Annotated in this window: 11 protein-coding genes and 1 pseudogene; 3 read left to right on the top strand and 9 right to left on the bottom strand. The window is 61.9% G+C overall.

Annotated features, from left to right (window positions below; all coding sequences use genetic code 11):
* Positions 1-10 precede the first annotated feature (10 nt).
* On the bottom strand, positions 11-904 hold the full coding sequence (locus J7367_RS22200) for a hypothetical protein (protein ID WP_244672257.1): 894 nt from the start codon (positions 902-904) through the stop codon (positions 11-13).
* Positions 891-1,934: a Fic family protein gene (locus tag J7367_RS04380; protein WP_176215060.1), complete on the bottom strand. Its 1,044-nt coding sequence runs from the start codon at positions 1,932-1,934 to the stop codon at positions 891-893. The genes J7367_RS22200 and J7367_RS04380 overlap by 14 nt, the downstream gene beginning before the upstream one ends.
* Positions 1,935-2,686: 752 nt before the next feature.
* Here J7367_RS04380 and J7367_RS04385 point away from each other — a divergent pair.
* Positions 2,687-4,465: an asparagine synthase-related protein gene (locus J7367_RS04385; protein WP_176215059.1), complete on the top strand. Its 1,779-nt coding sequence runs from the start codon at positions 2,687-2,689 to the stop codon at positions 4,463-4,465.
* 424 nt (positions 4,466-4,889) lie between these two features.
* Here J7367_RS04385 and J7367_RS04390 read toward each other — a convergent pair whose 3' ends face one another.
* Entirely contained in the window at positions 4,890-5,138 is a 249-nt protein-coding gene (locus J7367_RS04390; RefSeq protein WP_033481556.1) for a hypothetical protein, read from the bottom strand.
* Positions 5,139-5,336: 198 nt separating this feature from the next.
* On the opposite strand from J7367_RS04390, the gene J7367_RS04395 reads away from it, so the two are divergent.
* The gene (locus J7367_RS04395; protein WP_057662766.1) at positions 5,337-6,992 is read left to right on the top strand and encodes a diguanylate cyclase; all 1,656 of its coding nucleotides are present in this window, start codon (positions 5,337-5,339) and stop codon (positions 6,990-6,992) included.
* 192 nt (positions 6,993-7,184) lie between these two features.
* Here the strand turns inward: J7367_RS04395 and J7367_RS04400 are convergent, their stop codons facing one another.
* Positions 7,185-7,490 carry a hypothetical protein gene (locus J7367_RS04400; protein WP_057662761.1) on the bottom strand — a complete coding sequence of 102 codons (306 nt, stop codon included), beginning with the start codon at positions 7,488-7,490 and terminating at the stop codon, positions 7,185-7,187.
* 94 nt (positions 7,491-7,584) lie between these two features.
* On the opposite strand from J7367_RS04400, the gene J7367_RS04405 reads away from it, so the two are divergent.
* A complete protein-coding gene (locus tag J7367_RS04405) occupies positions 7,585-8,559 on the top strand; it encodes a GGDEF domain-containing protein (protein ID WP_057662758.1) in 975 nt (324 codons plus the stop codon).
* A gap of 256 nt (positions 8,560-8,815) precedes the next feature.
* On the opposite strand, the gene J7367_RS04410 is transcribed toward J7367_RS04405, so the two are convergent.
* The 5 genes and pseudogenes from J7367_RS04410 to J7367_RS04430 all read right to left on the bottom strand — a co-directional run.
* On the bottom strand, positions 8,816-10,240 hold the full coding sequence (locus tag J7367_RS04410) for an efflux transporter outer membrane subunit (RefSeq protein ID WP_057662755.1): 1,425 nt from the start codon (positions 10,238-10,240) through the stop codon (positions 8,816-8,818).
* Positions 10,234-10,965, bottom strand: coding sequence for an SDR family oxidoreductase (locus J7367_RS04415; RefSeq protein ID WP_007972098.1), 732 nt, complete (start codon positions 10,963-10,965; stop codon positions 10,234-10,236). Before J7367_RS04415 ends, J7367_RS04410 begins: the two co-directional genes overlap by 7 nt.
* Before the next feature lie 40 nt (positions 10,966-11,005).
* The gene (locus J7367_RS04420; RefSeq protein WP_014089792.1) at positions 11,006-14,182 is read right to left on the bottom strand and encodes an efflux RND transporter permease subunit; all 3,177 of its coding nucleotides are present in this window, start codon (positions 14,180-14,182) and stop codon (positions 11,006-11,008) included.
* A gap of 178 nt (positions 14,183-14,360) precedes the next feature.
* Positions 14,361-15,551 (bottom strand): efflux RND transporter periplasmic adaptor subunit, encoded by a 1,191-nt coding sequence (locus J7367_RS04425; protein ID WP_057662753.1) that lies wholly within the window; start codon positions 15,549-15,551, stop codon positions 14,361-14,363.
* A pseudogene (locus J7367_RS04430) lies at positions 15,548-15,667 on the bottom strand (SDR family NAD(P)-dependent oxidoreductase); the annotation flags it as partial. The pseudogene J7367_RS04430 and the gene J7367_RS04425, both read right to left, overlap by 4 nt.

The raw sequence follows: 15,667 nt of genomic DNA on the forward strand, positions 1-15,667 counted from the left end.
GTGCCACCCATTATAGACTGCATTGGTGTTGCTGAAAGTTGGTCCACCATCTTGAACAAGCCGCGTCCGCCGTTGTCACTCGCCACTTCGTTCCAATCGAGTTATCTAAACTCCCCGAGCCAAGGACTTCTCCGGGAATATATCTTTCAAGATTAACAGCGTAACGTTTTGCCCAATCAATAAAGAATTGAACAAAGCTCATTTGATCATCGGCCTCAATGTCAAGCGCCTTCATGATCTCAAAGCAATAATACTCTGGCACAGTCAGTTGACCCGGGATGCGATACTTATTTGACTCCATGCTTTCATAATCGCATATTATTTTCAGATCTTCTCGAAAAATTTTAGTAGCCTCTTTCAAGGGCAGTCCGATTTTTGTAAAATTCTCAGTTTGCTTATTTAACGTAAAATCCATGAGCCAAGCGGCAGTCGCATTGGGAGCAGCTGTGGTCCCGTTAGGACCAAACGCTCTGCCCTGCGAGTAGCCAATCGCCATTAAAAGCGTAGACTTTCCGTTGATGCTTGCGCCAGGTAATTTATCTTGGGCATAGGTTGCGCCTGCTGGAAGCGGTATTGGATTGGGGCACATTGCAGGTTTTTGATTTTTGAGTTCATTGCAATACTCCACCGGATCCTCTCCCGAGCCACCACCACCACCATCGCCACCACCGCCGTCGCCTGGATCTGGATAGTAGGGCGGTGGCGGATTTTCAATCGGTGGCGGGATGTAGGGAGGTGGCACTTCGACAGGCGGCATTGTTGTGGTCCCGTCGGTGTCCGAGGCTGATGCCAAGGGCGACAACACGCTTGCTGCACCAGCCAAGATCAATGTCAGATAAATGGTTCGCCTGATCGCAGCTTTGAGCTGCTTTGGTTTGCCGTCCTGCGCTTTATTCACTTTCATAACTATCCTTATTAATAGAGCGATCAATTCCGATGATCAGGATTTCAAGCTCGGCAGAGTAAAATATCCCCTGTTCCTGTTCCAAAAGCGCCGGTAGACGCCCCATAATTTTTGCAGCAAGCGTTTGACTGCATGCATTTTTGCCAGCACAAAGCGTGTCTTCGGATACATATCCGTATGAAAGAAGTGACCACAACGCTCTCGGATCTAAACCAGCTGTTGCTAAGTCAGAAATTTTTTGCAAGATCAATTTGATTTGATCCAACCACGCTTCTGAATTACTAAGATCTGGGCTTGTGGTTGTTAAAGATGCCTGCATCCAGGCTTGACCTGTTCGCTGTTTAGCAAAGCTCAGGCAATGCGCAATATAGAGCGGATAAAGATTTCGGTAGCGTCCCGACAAATTTATCAGGAGAGTGCGGGTTACCCGTCCATTGGTATCACTAAGTGGATGGATGCAGATCATCTGATACGCAATGGCTTCGAAAAAAGCACAGTTGATCGGCTGGGCGATCTTTCCTTGTAGCAAATCTTCGAGGTTTCTCAGAAGATAAGGCAGTTGATCTGCCTGCGGTAAAACAAGCCAGGCTTCCGACGGTTTTTTTCCACCGACCCACGCATTATCCGTGCGGCTCTTAACTTGGCTATTGCCCAAATTTTTGGCTAAATTCAAGGACCAATTTAAAACGCCATGCGCATCTGGAAGCCCTGCTTTAAGGGATGCATTGATGGCTGATGTCGCATAGCGATTTGCCCTCAAATCAGCAATACCAGAGAACTTCCAAGTTCCTCTGCATACGTGGATTATCCGGGAAGACAGAGCTGAAAGGTAGCCAATGCATTGGGCATCTGATTCAAAGCGTTGGTAATCACCAACTTTTTCATGGGTTCGAAGTGGCGGCTCTAACAACGCTGGTGTATAGACCGAAAACGATGCATCGAGCCAAACAGAAGCATTAGGCGCATCGCGTCGTCCTGGAAGTGGCGCAAAAGCCAAATCAAGGGGCGCTAACTCAAAATTTCCATCCATAAAATTTCGACGCACTGACGGAGCCCAAGCAACATGCCCTGACAACTATGTCAAATCAAGGCAAAAATCATGATTAAAGTGACTTGCGTCACATAAATCACCAAAAATCGATGATTATCAGAAAACCCCTACAGTCATCGCGCACTTTACCGACAAATGCGGCGCCAGCTAACGCACACGATTGGTCTTGGAACGAGACTTGATGTCAGCCAAACGATCTGTCGTTGCTCATCAAACGAAGGCTCGCATAGGCGCAGATATCGATTGCCGGCAGCGTGGCGGTCGGCAGATCGATAGGGCAAGCGCCATCTGTCACCTGTTCGAGTCATCCCTGCGCCTGGTTGCACACGGCCATCCACGCGCTCGACATGACGGAGCGCGCCAGACCGACGTCAATGCAAAGCGCTGAAAGCAGAGCCCTCTCAACCGTTCCTTGATCATTTCCAGGCGGAATCCACACACGACCAGCCCACCATGCGCGCCGCACTGGATCGGGAGCGACGTCGCCAGCAAGTCGCGCTGCCCGGCCCAGTGCACCTATCTACGGTCAAGGGCGGACGGGTCAGATGTCGGGTATCTGTGGATTGTGGTTGGAACCGAATTCTCACAAAGACAGCGACAAGCTAAGACGGCTTGGGAGTGCGATGGTTGCCGTGATGAAGCACCGGGGAGATAAAGCGTGTGTGGCAACCGTCGTTGACGCATCCCTGGTACTTGCCGCATGCGAGAGCTCTGGCACCCCGGGGTCTCGCATGGGCTTTTCTGCCGATGGTCGTTATCTTGTTGCCTTCGCTGGACGCGCCAATGGCCTTGCGCCGCTTTACAGGACACCAGAGGCTTGTGAGAGCGACACCTCTGCCACAAGGATCGCGCAAAGCATTCAGTCGCTGGGGCTGCGGCGAACCCTAGAGCTCATCGATGGTAGCTTCTGCCTGGCCATCCTTGATCGTCGATTACACACGCTGTCGCTAGTACGCGACCGCATCGGTCAATGCAGCCTGTACTATGGCTGGACACATCAGGGTCTTGTGTTTGCTTCTGAACTCAAAGCCATCGCGTCGTCTCACGGCTTCAGTAACTCGCTCGATCGGAATGCGCTGACACTCTTGCTGCGATACGGCTACATTCCATCGCCCTACAGCATCCATCGAGGCATCTTCAAACTAGCGGCAGGAACCGTTCAAGTTTTCAGCACGCTGGATGTGGAACGCGGTGCGCCTCATCACGACCCTAACGAGGGATCGCGCTACTGGCATGCAAAAAGAAATGTCAGCAACTTGATCCAAGCAAGAGAGCATGTCGCCGAAGAGCGTGCGATGAGCCGCCTGCAGGATGCGCTCTCGATGGCGGTTGATCGCGTCAGCGATAGCAGGACTGGTTCATTCCTGTCGGGAGGAACCGATTCCAGCCTCATCACGTCCCTCTTGCAGTCGCAACGCTCAACGCCTGTCGATACCGTGACCATCGGATTTGAGGATGCCGATCACGACGAAATGGATTGGGCGCAGAAGGTGGCGAGCCATCTCGGTACGCGGCATTTCCAACAACGCATCAGCGATCAGCAGGCCGTGGCCATTCTGCCGGAGTTATCGCAGGCGTTTTGCGAACCTTTTGCGGACTCGTCCCAGATTCCGACACTGCTTGCAGCAGGCTCCGCGCGCCGCCACGTCAGTCACATGCTGACAGGCGATGGAGGCGACGAATTATTCTTCGGCCATGCCGCTTATGCGCGTGCACTGCGCAATGCGCGCTTGACCTCCATGATCCCGGACACTCTGCGCAGTTTGCTGCGTCGCCGGGGCCTCTACACGAAGGAGTCGGCCCGTTTGGGCGGATGGCGAGCGGCCCTGGGGGAGACGATCAGTCGCTCGGTGGAAGAGAGCTACCTGCTCAGAGTCTCGCGTTGGCGCAACCCCCACTGCGCCGTGCTTGGCTCCATGGAGTACCCCACGATCTATGACACACCCATGGATCAGCTGACCGTCGGATCCCCAGGCGAGCGCGTTCTCTTTATGGACATTGCGATGGAACTTGGGGAAGGACTCATGACCAAAGTCGACCGCGCGTGCATGCTGCATGGCCTGAACACGTCTTCCCCCTTCCTGGATCACCAGGTATTTCAGCTTGCCTGGCAGATTCCGCTCAAGCTCAAAATGGTTCGCGGGGAGCAAAAATACATTTTGAAGCGCCTGCTCGAACTGTATCTGCCGCAGGAGCTTATCTATCGACCAAAGCGAGGCTTCGGTGCGCCAGTCGGCCGCTGGCTACGCGGCCCCCTACGCGAGTGGGCTGAAGACTTGCTGGTTCCTTCAAAACTCGAAGAGCAAGGCGTCTTCGACGTCGAGGTGGTGACGCAACTGTGGCAAGCGTTCATCGCAGGTCAACGAAAGTGGCACACGCATCTATGGCCCATCCTCATGTTCCAGGCTTGGCAGCAACGCTGGCAGCAGCGGCCTTCCTTTGGTGAGGACGAGGCGTGCCACAGCGATCCAGAAGGCATAAGCCACCTCACCATTGAAGCGTTCGTTTAACAGCGAGGCCACCGAAAGCGCGCGGGTCACCGACGTGCGTCAGTGCGTCCTGACCCTGCCCGCCCGCTTCAGCCTCAGCCCTGAGACACACGGCCCAGGCCGGGATTCCCCGATGCAGAGGTCCAGGCGTTGGAGATTGCGAAGGACCGATGCAGGCTGCGCGCACTGCGTCAGTTAGTGACGCGCGCGGCATGTTCGTGCTCATCGCGACGAACCAGGGCGCCTGCAAGGTCGTCGGCAGTTGCACAACGCGGGACGGCATCGCCGCCGAGTTGATCGCACAAGGCCAGCAACGCGCTGGCTTCGTGTTGCAGCAGCGCCAGGACGCTTTATTGGGCTCGTCCATTGCACTTAAGCCAGAGACGCTCGACGGCGGCCTGATCAGCCCAGAGCAAACCGCGTGGCAGCCGTCAAGACCTGTCGGTCAGGCGTGCTCGCGCTGCTCCTGCGCTTTGGCGTGCATGGCTTCGAGCGTGACCATGCCGGCAATGCGGGCGGCGGACATGGCGCTGCGATGGTCGGGAAAGGTCGACGACAGCGCAGCGCCTGCCAGGGTCGCGCCGCGGCCGATGCCGATCTGCGCGATATCCCAGCCGGCAACCCAGCCATGGGCGGGGGTATCGCCCTTGGCGGCATGACAGGTGAGCTGGTAATTGCCTAGAAAAATGACCAACGGGCGCCCTTTTCGGTGACTGCTTGCCAGCATACCGCCATGACGCTGCGGCCGGGGGCGATGTGCCGTCTGCCAGCTGACTCGGCAAGCGAAGTGGAGCGTAGGCACGCGGCTTGCATCGAACTCGACCAGACAATCGTGCCGGGGAACGCGGTGTTGACCAAAAGAACCAAACGTCGCGCTGCCGGGGCCTTGCTGGTGGGCGGGCTGATCTTTGTCCTGATCGGCGTGGGCGGGTATCTCACGACGCAGCGTTCGCTGTCGGACGCCGGCTGGGTGACGCACACGCAGGAAGTGATCGCCAGCATCGACGAGATCCAGGCGGGCATGCTGTCGGCGGAATCGTCGGCGCGCGGCTATGTCCTGACCGACAATGAGGCCTTTCTGGGCGTGTATGCCGATGCGATCGGCCGCCTGCCCGAGCGCATCGTGCGGCTGGACGCCCTGGTGCAGGACAACCCGACGCAGCGGCGCAATGTGGTCGTGCTGAGCCGTTTGGTGGACGCGCGCCTGGCGCAGATCGACGAGTTATTGCATAGCTATCGCAAGCAAGGCCTGGATGGCGCGCGTGCCGCCATCGCGCGCGGGGTGTTCCAGACCTCTTCATCGCTGAGCCGCCAGGTGCAGACCATGACGGAGCTGGAGCGGCAGCAACTGATCAGGCGCAATGCAGCCACCACACGCAGCGCACAGTGGGTGCTGTGGGTGACCGTGATCGGCATTGCCAGTGGCTTGCTGGTGATGTTGCTGGCCTACCGCTTGTTGTCGCGCGAGCTGGAACGGCGTACGCGTGCCGAAGACGACGCCAGCCGGACCAGCGAGCGCCTGATCGAGTCGTTTGCCGCACTCGAACGCACCTCCGCTGGTCTGGAGGCGCTGGCACGCTACTCCGGGTTGCTGCAGAACTGCCGCGATGCCGAAGAAGCGCTGGAAATCACTGCACGCACGATTGCACCGCTGATTCCCGGTGCCGCCGGCGCGGTCTACTTGCTACGCGCCTCGCGCGATCGCGCCGAACAGGTGGTCGCCTGGGGCGAGATGGCCGACGACGCCAGTGCCAGCATCGCGCCGGACAACTGCTGGGCGCTGCGCCGCGACCGCACCCATGTGGTGATGGACGCCGGCCAGGGCATGCTGTGCCAGCATGCCGGCGTCAACCTCCCGGCGCATGCGGCCACGGCCTGTATTCCGCTATCGGCGCAGGGCACGCAATTGGGAATGCTGGCATTGCGTAGCGAAGACCCTGACGATCTTGCCTCGTTGACCGTGGCCGAGGCGGCGGCAGAACAACTCTCCTTGGCGCTACACAACCAGCGCTTGCGCGAAACGCTGCGCCAGCAGTCGATCCGCGACCCGCTGACAGGCCTGTACAACCGCCGCTATCTGGAAGAAACCCTCAGTCACGAATTGGCGCGCTGCACGCGCCGGGCGCTGCCGTTATCGGTGCTGATGCTGGATGTGGATCACTTCAAGCGGTTCAACGACCTGCACGGGCACAGCGGCGGCGACCGCGTGCTGGCGGCCATTGGCGAATTGTTGCTGGCGCAGACGCGTGGCGAAGACATCTGCTGCCGGTACGGCGGCGAAGAATTGACGATCATCCTGCCTGAAGTCGATCTGCCAACCGCGTGCATGATGGCGGAGAAATTGCGCGCCGGCATCGAGGCCCTGCAGGTCATGGGCGATGGCGTCTGTCTGCCGAAGGTCACCGCCTCGTTCGGCGCGGCCAGCTTTCCCGCTCACGCCAGCACCGTGGCCTCGTTACTGCAACGGGCGGACGCGGCGCTGTATCGCGCCAAGCAGGGTGGCCGCAATCAGGTCGTGAGCGCGGATGTGCTTGCATCCGGGGCCTGAACGCAAGCAGCCGGTCGTGGTGCTGCGGTCTGTCGCAGAGGCCTGTGTCGCGCGGTCGACGCTCAGATCCGCATCGCGCGCGCTTGGCGAACCCGGGTGCGGGCGCCTGAACGAAGATGCTCGGATCATTCGCCGGCGCGCGCATTGCAGCGACGAACGTTCAGGCACATGCGCTCATGCCAAGACGAGGCCTCAGCCGCAGGCGTGGCCCGCGTCGTCGGAGGGGATCAGGCCCGCACCGGCCAGCATGCCGTCGATACGCGTGCGCACATAGGCGGCATCGTCCTGCGCGGCACTACTCAGGATCGCTTCGGCACGCGCCTGAAAATCCAGGTAGTCGAAATCCGCATCTTCATCTGCCGACAACTTGGGCAACTCTTCCTGCAACGCGTCCAGGCGCGTGGCCAGTTCTTCGCGGGTGGGCATGGCAGACTCCGACAACCAAAACGATACGTTTGCGGCAGCGCCGTCAAGGATGTGCGAAGCCTTGCGCTGCAACGCTTCACTTTCCTACCCGTTGCGGCGATGAAGACACGCTCAACTTTGACCGCACTTTGCCGATAATGATGCCGACTCCTATCGAACCTTCCCTGTGATCCTCCACCTGCGGCGGGATTTTCGACTCGGCATCGTCAAGATGCTCGGGCCAATCACCGCGCTGTTGCTTTGCCTCTATGCGGTGTATTTGGCCATGACCGGTCAGGTAGTTGCGTGCCTGGTCACCGCGGCGCTGGGCGTGCTCGCGTTATGGCGCGGCTGGCAGATGCGCAGTGCCGAAGACACCGGCGCCGGCGGCGTGTGGCTGGCGTCGATCAACGTCGGCGGGTGCCTGGTGGCGTGCTGGACCGGTGGCGACGGCGCCCTGCCCTGGCTGTTCCCGGTGCTGGCCACCAATTATTTCCTGTGCGGGCCGCGACGCGCGGTGTTGTTGAGCTTGCCGCTGCTGGCCGCCTTGTTGTTCTTGCCAGGCTTGATCACCAGCCCCGGCCAGGGCGTGTCGACGATCGTGGTGACGCTGGTGACGCTGGCGGTGGGCTACGCGTTTTCGCTGCGAATGCAGGACGACCGCGTGCACCTGGAAGAACTGGCCTCGCTGGATGCGCTGACCGGCTTGCCCAACCGTCGCATGCTGGAACGTGCGCTGACCCACCAGATCGATCAACGCCAACCGCACGACCGGCTCAACAGCCTGATCATCCTGGATCTGGATCACTTCAAGGAGGTCAACGATCTGTACGGGCATGCCGCTGGCGATGCGGCGCTCTCGGATCTGGCCACCATCCTGCGCTTTGAAGTACGCGAACCGCACCAGGTCTTCCGTTTTGGTGGCGAAGAATTCGTGGTGCTGCTGCGTGCCGGCTCGCTGGCCGAACTGGAAGCGGCCACCGAACGCCTGCGCAAGGTGATACGCAACGGCTTGCGCGGACCCGGCGGGCGCATCACCGTCTCGCTGGGCGCGGCGCGCCACGATGGCGAAACGCATTGGCAGGACTGGTTTTCGCGTGCCGATGCGGCGCTGTATCTGGCCAAGAACGGCGGACGCGACAGCGTGCGGGTTGCCGAATAGGCACCTGGCGGCATGGAAGCGTCCGGGTCTGCGTAGGCATACGCACCTGGCAGATGGGTTACGCCTTGGTCGCGAATGCGATGGTGGTGACGAAAGCGCCGGTAGCGCGCCTGTCAGCCGAGGTGCGCGAACTGGCGGCGTCGGATACATGGCCAGTATCGCCAGCCATCGCCCGCACGCGTTCGACCGCCCCGTTTAGCTCTGACGCTGCAGCCAGAACTGCGGGGCGACCCACTGGCCGCCCCGCACGCATCGCTCAACGATTGACCACGGCCACCGGTGCCGCGGGTGCTTGGTCCTGCTTCCAACCACCGAGCGCCTTGTACACGCCAACCACGCCGACATTCACTGCCGCTTCGGCCTGCGCCAACGCATCGTCGGCAGCCAGTTGGGTGCGCTGCGCATCCAGCAGGGTGAGGAAGTCTTCCGAGCCCTCGCGGTAGCGGATCTGCGCCAGCTGCTCGGCACGCCGCGCGGCAGTGGCCTGCTCCACCACGATGGCCAGACGCGCTTGCTGGCGGCCATAGCCGATCAACGCGTTTTCGGTGTCTTCCAGCACCAGCAGTACGGTTTGCTGATACTGCGCCAACGCGCCTTCGGCCTGCGCCTTGCTGGCACGCAAGCGCGCACGCACGGTGCCGAAGTCGAAGGCGGCCCAGCTGATCGACGGGGTGACCGACCAGGCCTTGGCGTTGCCTTCGGTCAACCTAGCCGCGTCGCCGGTCAGGAAGCCGACAAACCCGCTCACGCTGATGCGCGGAAACAGGTCGGCAGTGGCCACGCCCACTTGCGCGGTGGCTGCCGCCAGGCGGCGCTCGGCGCCGCGCACATCCGGACGCTGACGCAGCAAGCCGGCGGTATCGCCCAGCGGCAGCGGGCGCGCGAACGCCGGCATCTCGCGCGCGGCCAAGGTGGCATCCAAGGCATCGGGTTGCTGACCCAGCAACACAGCCAGACGATGGCGATATTGCGCCTCGGCGGTTTCCAGCAGCGGAATATCCGCTTCGATCGCCTTCAACCGCGCCAGGCTGCTCTGCACGTCCAGCTCGCTGCCGGCCCCCAGATCCCAACGCGTCTGCGTCAGCTTCTGGGTGTCGCGCAGGTTGGTGAGCGTGCGCTTGGAGACATCCAGCCGCTTCTGGGTGCCGCGCAGTTCGAAATAGTTGCGCGCCACTTCGGCAGCAACGGTGACCTGCACGTCCTGCAGGTTGGCCTGCTCGGCATCCAGGTCGGCACGCGCGGCCTCCGATGCACGCCGCTGACGGCCGAACAGGTCCAGCTCCCAGGCCGCATCCAGACCGAGCGTGGTCTGCTCGGTCAGAAAGCGCTGATTGCCGGCGATCACCTGCTGCTGTTCGCGACGATCGAAGCTGCCCTGCGCAGTGATATGCGCCGCCTGATCCAGACGACGCTCGACAAACACCGCGCGCGCTTGCTTGACGCGCGCCACGGCGATGCGCAGATCGTGGTTGGCGAACAAGGCGTCGCGCACCAACTGCTCCAGCACCGGGTCGTCGAACTGCGACCACCAGTTGCCCACCGGCGACTGCGCGCTGTATGCCGGGTCTTGCGCGCCTTGCAGCGTCACTGCCGCCGGCGGATCGGGACGGTAATCCGGCCCGACCGCGCAACCGCTGAGCACAAGCGCGGCCAGGGCCACACTCAGGACGTTTCTTACCATGGCAACACCTCTCCCAGATGGGTAAAGCTGCCGGTGGCGCCGTGTGCATCCAACAACGCCATCTGCACGCTGCTATGCGCACCCTGCTCCACTTCGATTTCGCCGCCGCCACCGTTCATGTCGGTCTTGACGTAACCCGGATGCACCGTATTGACCTTGATGGCGGTGTCGCGCAACTCATAGGCCAGATGCACCGTCCAGCTGTTCAACGCGCTCTTGGAAGCGTCGTAGGCAGGAATCTTGAAGTCGTAGATCGGCGAGCCGGGCTGGCTGTGCAAGGTCAGCGAACCGAGGATGCTCGACACGTTGACGATGCGCCCGGCCAGCGAGCGACGCAGCAGCGGCAGGAAGGCCTTGGTCACCTCGACGACTGCGAACACGTTGGTGTCGAAGGTACGCTTCCACACCTCCAGGCTCTGCTGCGACGGGGCGCGCTGCATGTCCTCGATCATGATGCCGGCGTTGTTGATCAGGATGTCCAGATGGCCATGGCGCTGCTCCACCGTGCCCACCGCGGCGGCGATGCTGATGTCGTCGTTGACGTCGAGCTGGATGGCTTCTACCGGCAGGCCTTGGGCCTGCAATTTCAGTGCGGCGGCCACGGCGTCGTCGCGCTTGCGGCCGGCCAGCAGGGTGTGCACGCCGGCGGTGGCCAATTGCCGAACGGTCTCCAGGCCGATGCCGCGGGTTGCGCCGGTGACCAATGCGATCTTGGTGTTGCTCATGTGTAAATCCTTCGAATGTATGTGAGGGGAAGCAACGCGCTCAGGCGTTGACGTGCGCGTGATCGTGCGCAACTGCGGGCGGTGTCGCGGGCCCGCGACGGGTCACCCACTTGCGCAGCGCCACGTAGAACACGGGAGTCAGGAACAGGCCGAACAAGGTGACACCGAGCATGCCGGCGAACACCGTGATACCGGTGACTGAGCGCACTTCGGCGCCGGCACCATGGCCGAACACCAACGGCACGGTGCCGGCGATGAAGGCGATGGAGGTCATCACGATCGGACGCAGGCGCAGGCGGCAGGCTTCCAGTGCGGCTTCGACGATGCCCTTGCCGTGCATTTCCAGTTCGCGGGCGAACTCCACGATCAGGATCGCGTTCTTGCACGCCAGCCCCATCAACACCACCAGACCCACCTGCACGAACACGTTGTTGTCGCCATTGGTGAGCCACACACCGAACAACGCAGACAGCAAGGTCATCGGCACGATCAGGATCACCGCCAGCGGCAGGGTCCAGCTTTCGTACAGCGCCGCCAGCACCAGGAACGCCAGCAACACCGCCATCGGGAACACGATCAATGCCGAGTTGCCTTGCGTGGACTGCTGATAGCTCAGGTCGGTCCATTCGATGTTCATGCCGTTGGGCAGCACCTGCGGCGCCATGCTGGACAGCTTCTGCATGGCCTCGGTGGACGACAGCACGCGCGGGTCCGCTTCGCCGATGAGGTCGGCCGCCGGGTAGCCGTTGTAGCGGATCACCGGGTCCGGGCCGTAGGTCTGGCCCAGCGTGACCATGCTGCCGATCGGCACCATGTCGCCGTTGGCGTTGCGCGTGCGCAGGTTGGCGATGTCTTCCACGCTGTCGCGGAACTGTCCATCGGCCTGGGCGATCACCTGATAGGTACGACCGAAGCGATTGAAGTCGTTGATATAGGCCGAGCCCAGATAGGTCTGCAGCGTGTCGAACAGGTTGGTCAGCGGCACGCCCTGCGCCTTGGCCTTGTCGCGGTCGACCTTGGCGTCGAGTTGCGGGACGTTGGCCTGGTAAGTGCCGATCGGGAACTGCATGCCCGGCGTCTGCGAGATCGCACCGGACATCGCATTCACCGCACTCTGCAGCTGGCCATAGCCCAGGCCGGCACGGTCCTGGATGTACAGCGAATAGCCCGAGCCCTGGCCCAGGCCCAGAATCGGCGGCGGCATGAAGGCGAACGCGAAGCCCTGCTGGATCTGGCTGATGCGTGCGTTGATTTCCGCATTGATCTGCGCGGCGGTGCGGCTGCGCTGACTGAACGGCTTGAGCGTCAGGAACACCGTGCCGGTATTGGGCGTATTGGTGAACTGCAGCGGGTTCAGGCCGGGGAACGCGATTGCGTGATCCACACCGTCGGTCTGCAGCGCGATCTGGGTGATCTGGCGGATCACTTCATTGGTGCGCTCCAGCGACGATCCTTCCGGCAGCTTGGTACCGGCAATCAGATACAGCTTGTCCTGGGTCGGAATGAAGCCGCCCGGCACCAGCTTGAACATGAAACCGGTACCGACCAGCAGCAGCAGGTAGACCACGAACACCGCACCTCGCTTGCCCAGCGCACGCGACACCGCACCTTGGTACTTGTGCGAGCTGGTGTTGAAGAAACGGTTGAACGGGCGGAACAACCAGCCGAACAGACGGTCGATCAACCGCGACGGACCATCCTTGGGCGCGTCGTGCGACTTGAGCAACATCGCCGCCAATGCCGGCGACAAGGTCAACGAATTGATCGCCGAAATCACCGTGGAAATGGCGATGGTCACTGCGAACTGCTTGTAGAACTGGCCGGTCACACCCGACAGGAACGCCATCGGCACGAACACCGCGCACAGCACCAACGCGATGGCGATGATCGGCCCGGACACTTCGCGCATGGCCTGATGCGCCGCCGCCAGCGGGCTCAAACCCTCTTCGATGTTGCGCTCGACGTTTTCCACCACCACGATCGCATCGTCGACCACGATGCCGATCGCCAGCACCAAACCGAACAGGCTCAGCGTATTGATCGAAAAGCCCAGCAGGTACAACGCAGCGAACGTACCGACCACCGACACCGGTACTGCCAGCAACGGAATGATTGAAGCGCGCCAGGTCTGCAGGAACAGGATCACCACCAGCACCACCAGCAGCACCGCTTCGAGCAACGTGTGCACCACCGCGCTGATCGAATCGCGCACGAACACGGTCGGGTCATACGCGGCCGACCAGGCCATGTCCTGCGGGAACTGCTTTTCCAGCTCGGCCATCTTGGCGCGCACCGCATCGGACAATTCGATCGCATTGGCACCGGGCGACTGGAACACGCCCATGCCCACCGCGTTCTGGTTATCCAGCTGCGAGCGCAGGGTGTAGTTGCCGGCGCCCAGCTCCAGGCGCGCCACATCGCTCAGCCGCACGATCTCGCCGCTGTTGCCGCTGCGGATGACGATGTTGCCGAACTCTTCTTCGGTGGTGAGGCGGCCTTGCGCATTGATCGAGAGCAGGAAATCGCTCTTGTTGGGCATGGGCTCGGCACCGAGCTGGCCGGCGGAAACCTGCACGTTCTGCTCGCGGATGGCGGCGACCACATCGCTGGCGGTGAGCCCGCGTGCGGCCACCTTGTCCGGGTTCAACCAGATGCGCATGGCGTAGTCGCCGGCACCGAAGATCTGGATCTGGCCCACGCCCGGCAGGCGCGACAGCTCGTCCTTGACCTTCAAGGTGGCGTAGTTGCTCAGGTACAGCGAGTTGTACTTGCCCTTGGGCGAGGTCAGATGCACGACCATGGTCAGCGTCGGCGATTGCTTCTGCGTGGTCACGCCCTGGCGGCGCACGTCCTCGGGCAGACGCGCCTGCGCCTGGCTGACGCGGTTCTGCACCTGCACCTGCGCCTGGTCCGGGTCGGTGCCGGGCTTGAAGGTCACGGTGACCACCAGCACGCCGTCCGAGCCGGCCACCGACTTCATGTACATCATGTTTTCCACGCCGTTGATGGCTTCCTCAAGCGGCGTGGCGACGGTTTCGGCAATGACCTTGGGGTTGGCGCCCGGATACACCGCGCGCACCTGCACGCTCGGCGGCACCACTTCGGGGTATTCGCTGATCGGCAGCAGCGGCATGGCGATCAGGCCGGCCGCGAAGATGATGATCGACAGCACCGCGGCAAAGATCGGCCGGTCGATGAAAAAACGGGAAAAGTCCATTGGGATGGTCCTGAAAGAGGTTGCCGCCGGGTGGCGGCGCGGCACGGCGGCCCCGGTCCGGCCTGATGAGCAGGCCGGCGGTCATGAGCTGCGATGCAGCGATACAGCAGTACAGCCATTGCAGCTGGTACGCCGTCGCCAGCCAGGCGCGACGGCGCGCAACGTGCGTTGGCGATACCTAATTAGAAGCGGTGCGCTTGTCCGCCGCCGGCGCCATAGCCACGGTCTTGGCGTCCACCGGCATGCCGGGCATGAAGATCTTCTGCACGCCATCGACCACCACGCGGTCGCCGGCGGCCAGGCCGCTACGCACGATGCGCAGGCCGTCGGCACTGCGGCCGAGCTCCACGTCGCGGCGCTGCGCCTTGCCGTCCTTGCCCACCACGTACACATACTTGCGGTCCTGATCGGTGAGCACGGCCTTTTCGTCAACCAGCATCGCCTTGAACTGGCCGCTGCCCAGCAACTGCACATGCGCATACAACCCCGGCGTGAATTGCCGCTGCGCGTTGTCCAGCACCGCGCGGACGCGGATGGTGCCAGTGCTGCGGGTCACCTGGTTGTCCAGGAAATCCACGCGTCCGGTGTGCGGGAAGCCTTGCTCGCCGACCAGCCCGATCCGCACCGGCAACTCGCCGCCACGTTCGTCCGGGCGCTCGCCGTTGCGGGCCATCTGCGAATAACGCAGGAAGGTGCCTTCGTCGGCGTCGAAATAGACGAACACCTTGTCCAGCGACACCAGGGTGGTCAGCACGCTGGCGCTGTCGCCGGCGGTGACCAGATTGCCGGCGGTGACCATCGCACGCCCGGCGCGGCCATCGATGGGAGCGCGTACGCGCGTCCAGTCCAGGTTGAGCCTGGTGGTGTCCAGCGCGGCCTGGGCGGCCTGCAGGTCGGCGTCGGCCTGGTCGGCGGCGGCACGGCGTTGCTCCCAGGTTTCGGTGGAGATGGCCTGCTGCTCGGACAGTTTGCGTGCACGCGCCGCTTCGCTACGTGCCAGCGTGGCCTGGGTGCGGGCACGCACCATCGACGCGTTGGCACGCGCGAACTCGGCACGGTAGCTACGCTCGTCGATGGTGAAGAGCACATCGCCCTTCTTCACTTCTGCACCTTCGGTGTAGTTGACCTTGTCGATATAGCCGGACACGCGCGGACGCAGTTCGACGCTTTCCACCGGCTCGATGCGGCCGCTGAATTCGTCCCACTGGCTGATCTGCTTCATCAACACCGGCGCGACGCTGACGCTGGGCGGCGGGGGTGCACCGGTCTCGGCGGCCTTGCTGCCGCAGCCGGCAAGCACGACCGCAAGCACGGCGCCCGCCAACACGGTACGCAAGGGGAAACGGAACGGGGTGGCGTTCGTGGTCATGGGGAAATCTCTCGGGTGGGGATGGAAACGTGCAGACCGGCCAGCCGGTTGGCCGACGGTGCGGCATGTGGGCGACGACTCACGGTCACGATGGCTTGGGAAGGTCTGATCAACTC

It is taken from the genome of Xanthomonas sp. D-36-1 (assembly GCF_017746155.1).
Classification (GTDB): Bacteria; Pseudomonadota; Gammaproteobacteria; order Xanthomonadales; family Xanthomonadaceae; genus Xanthomonas; species Xanthomonas cissicola.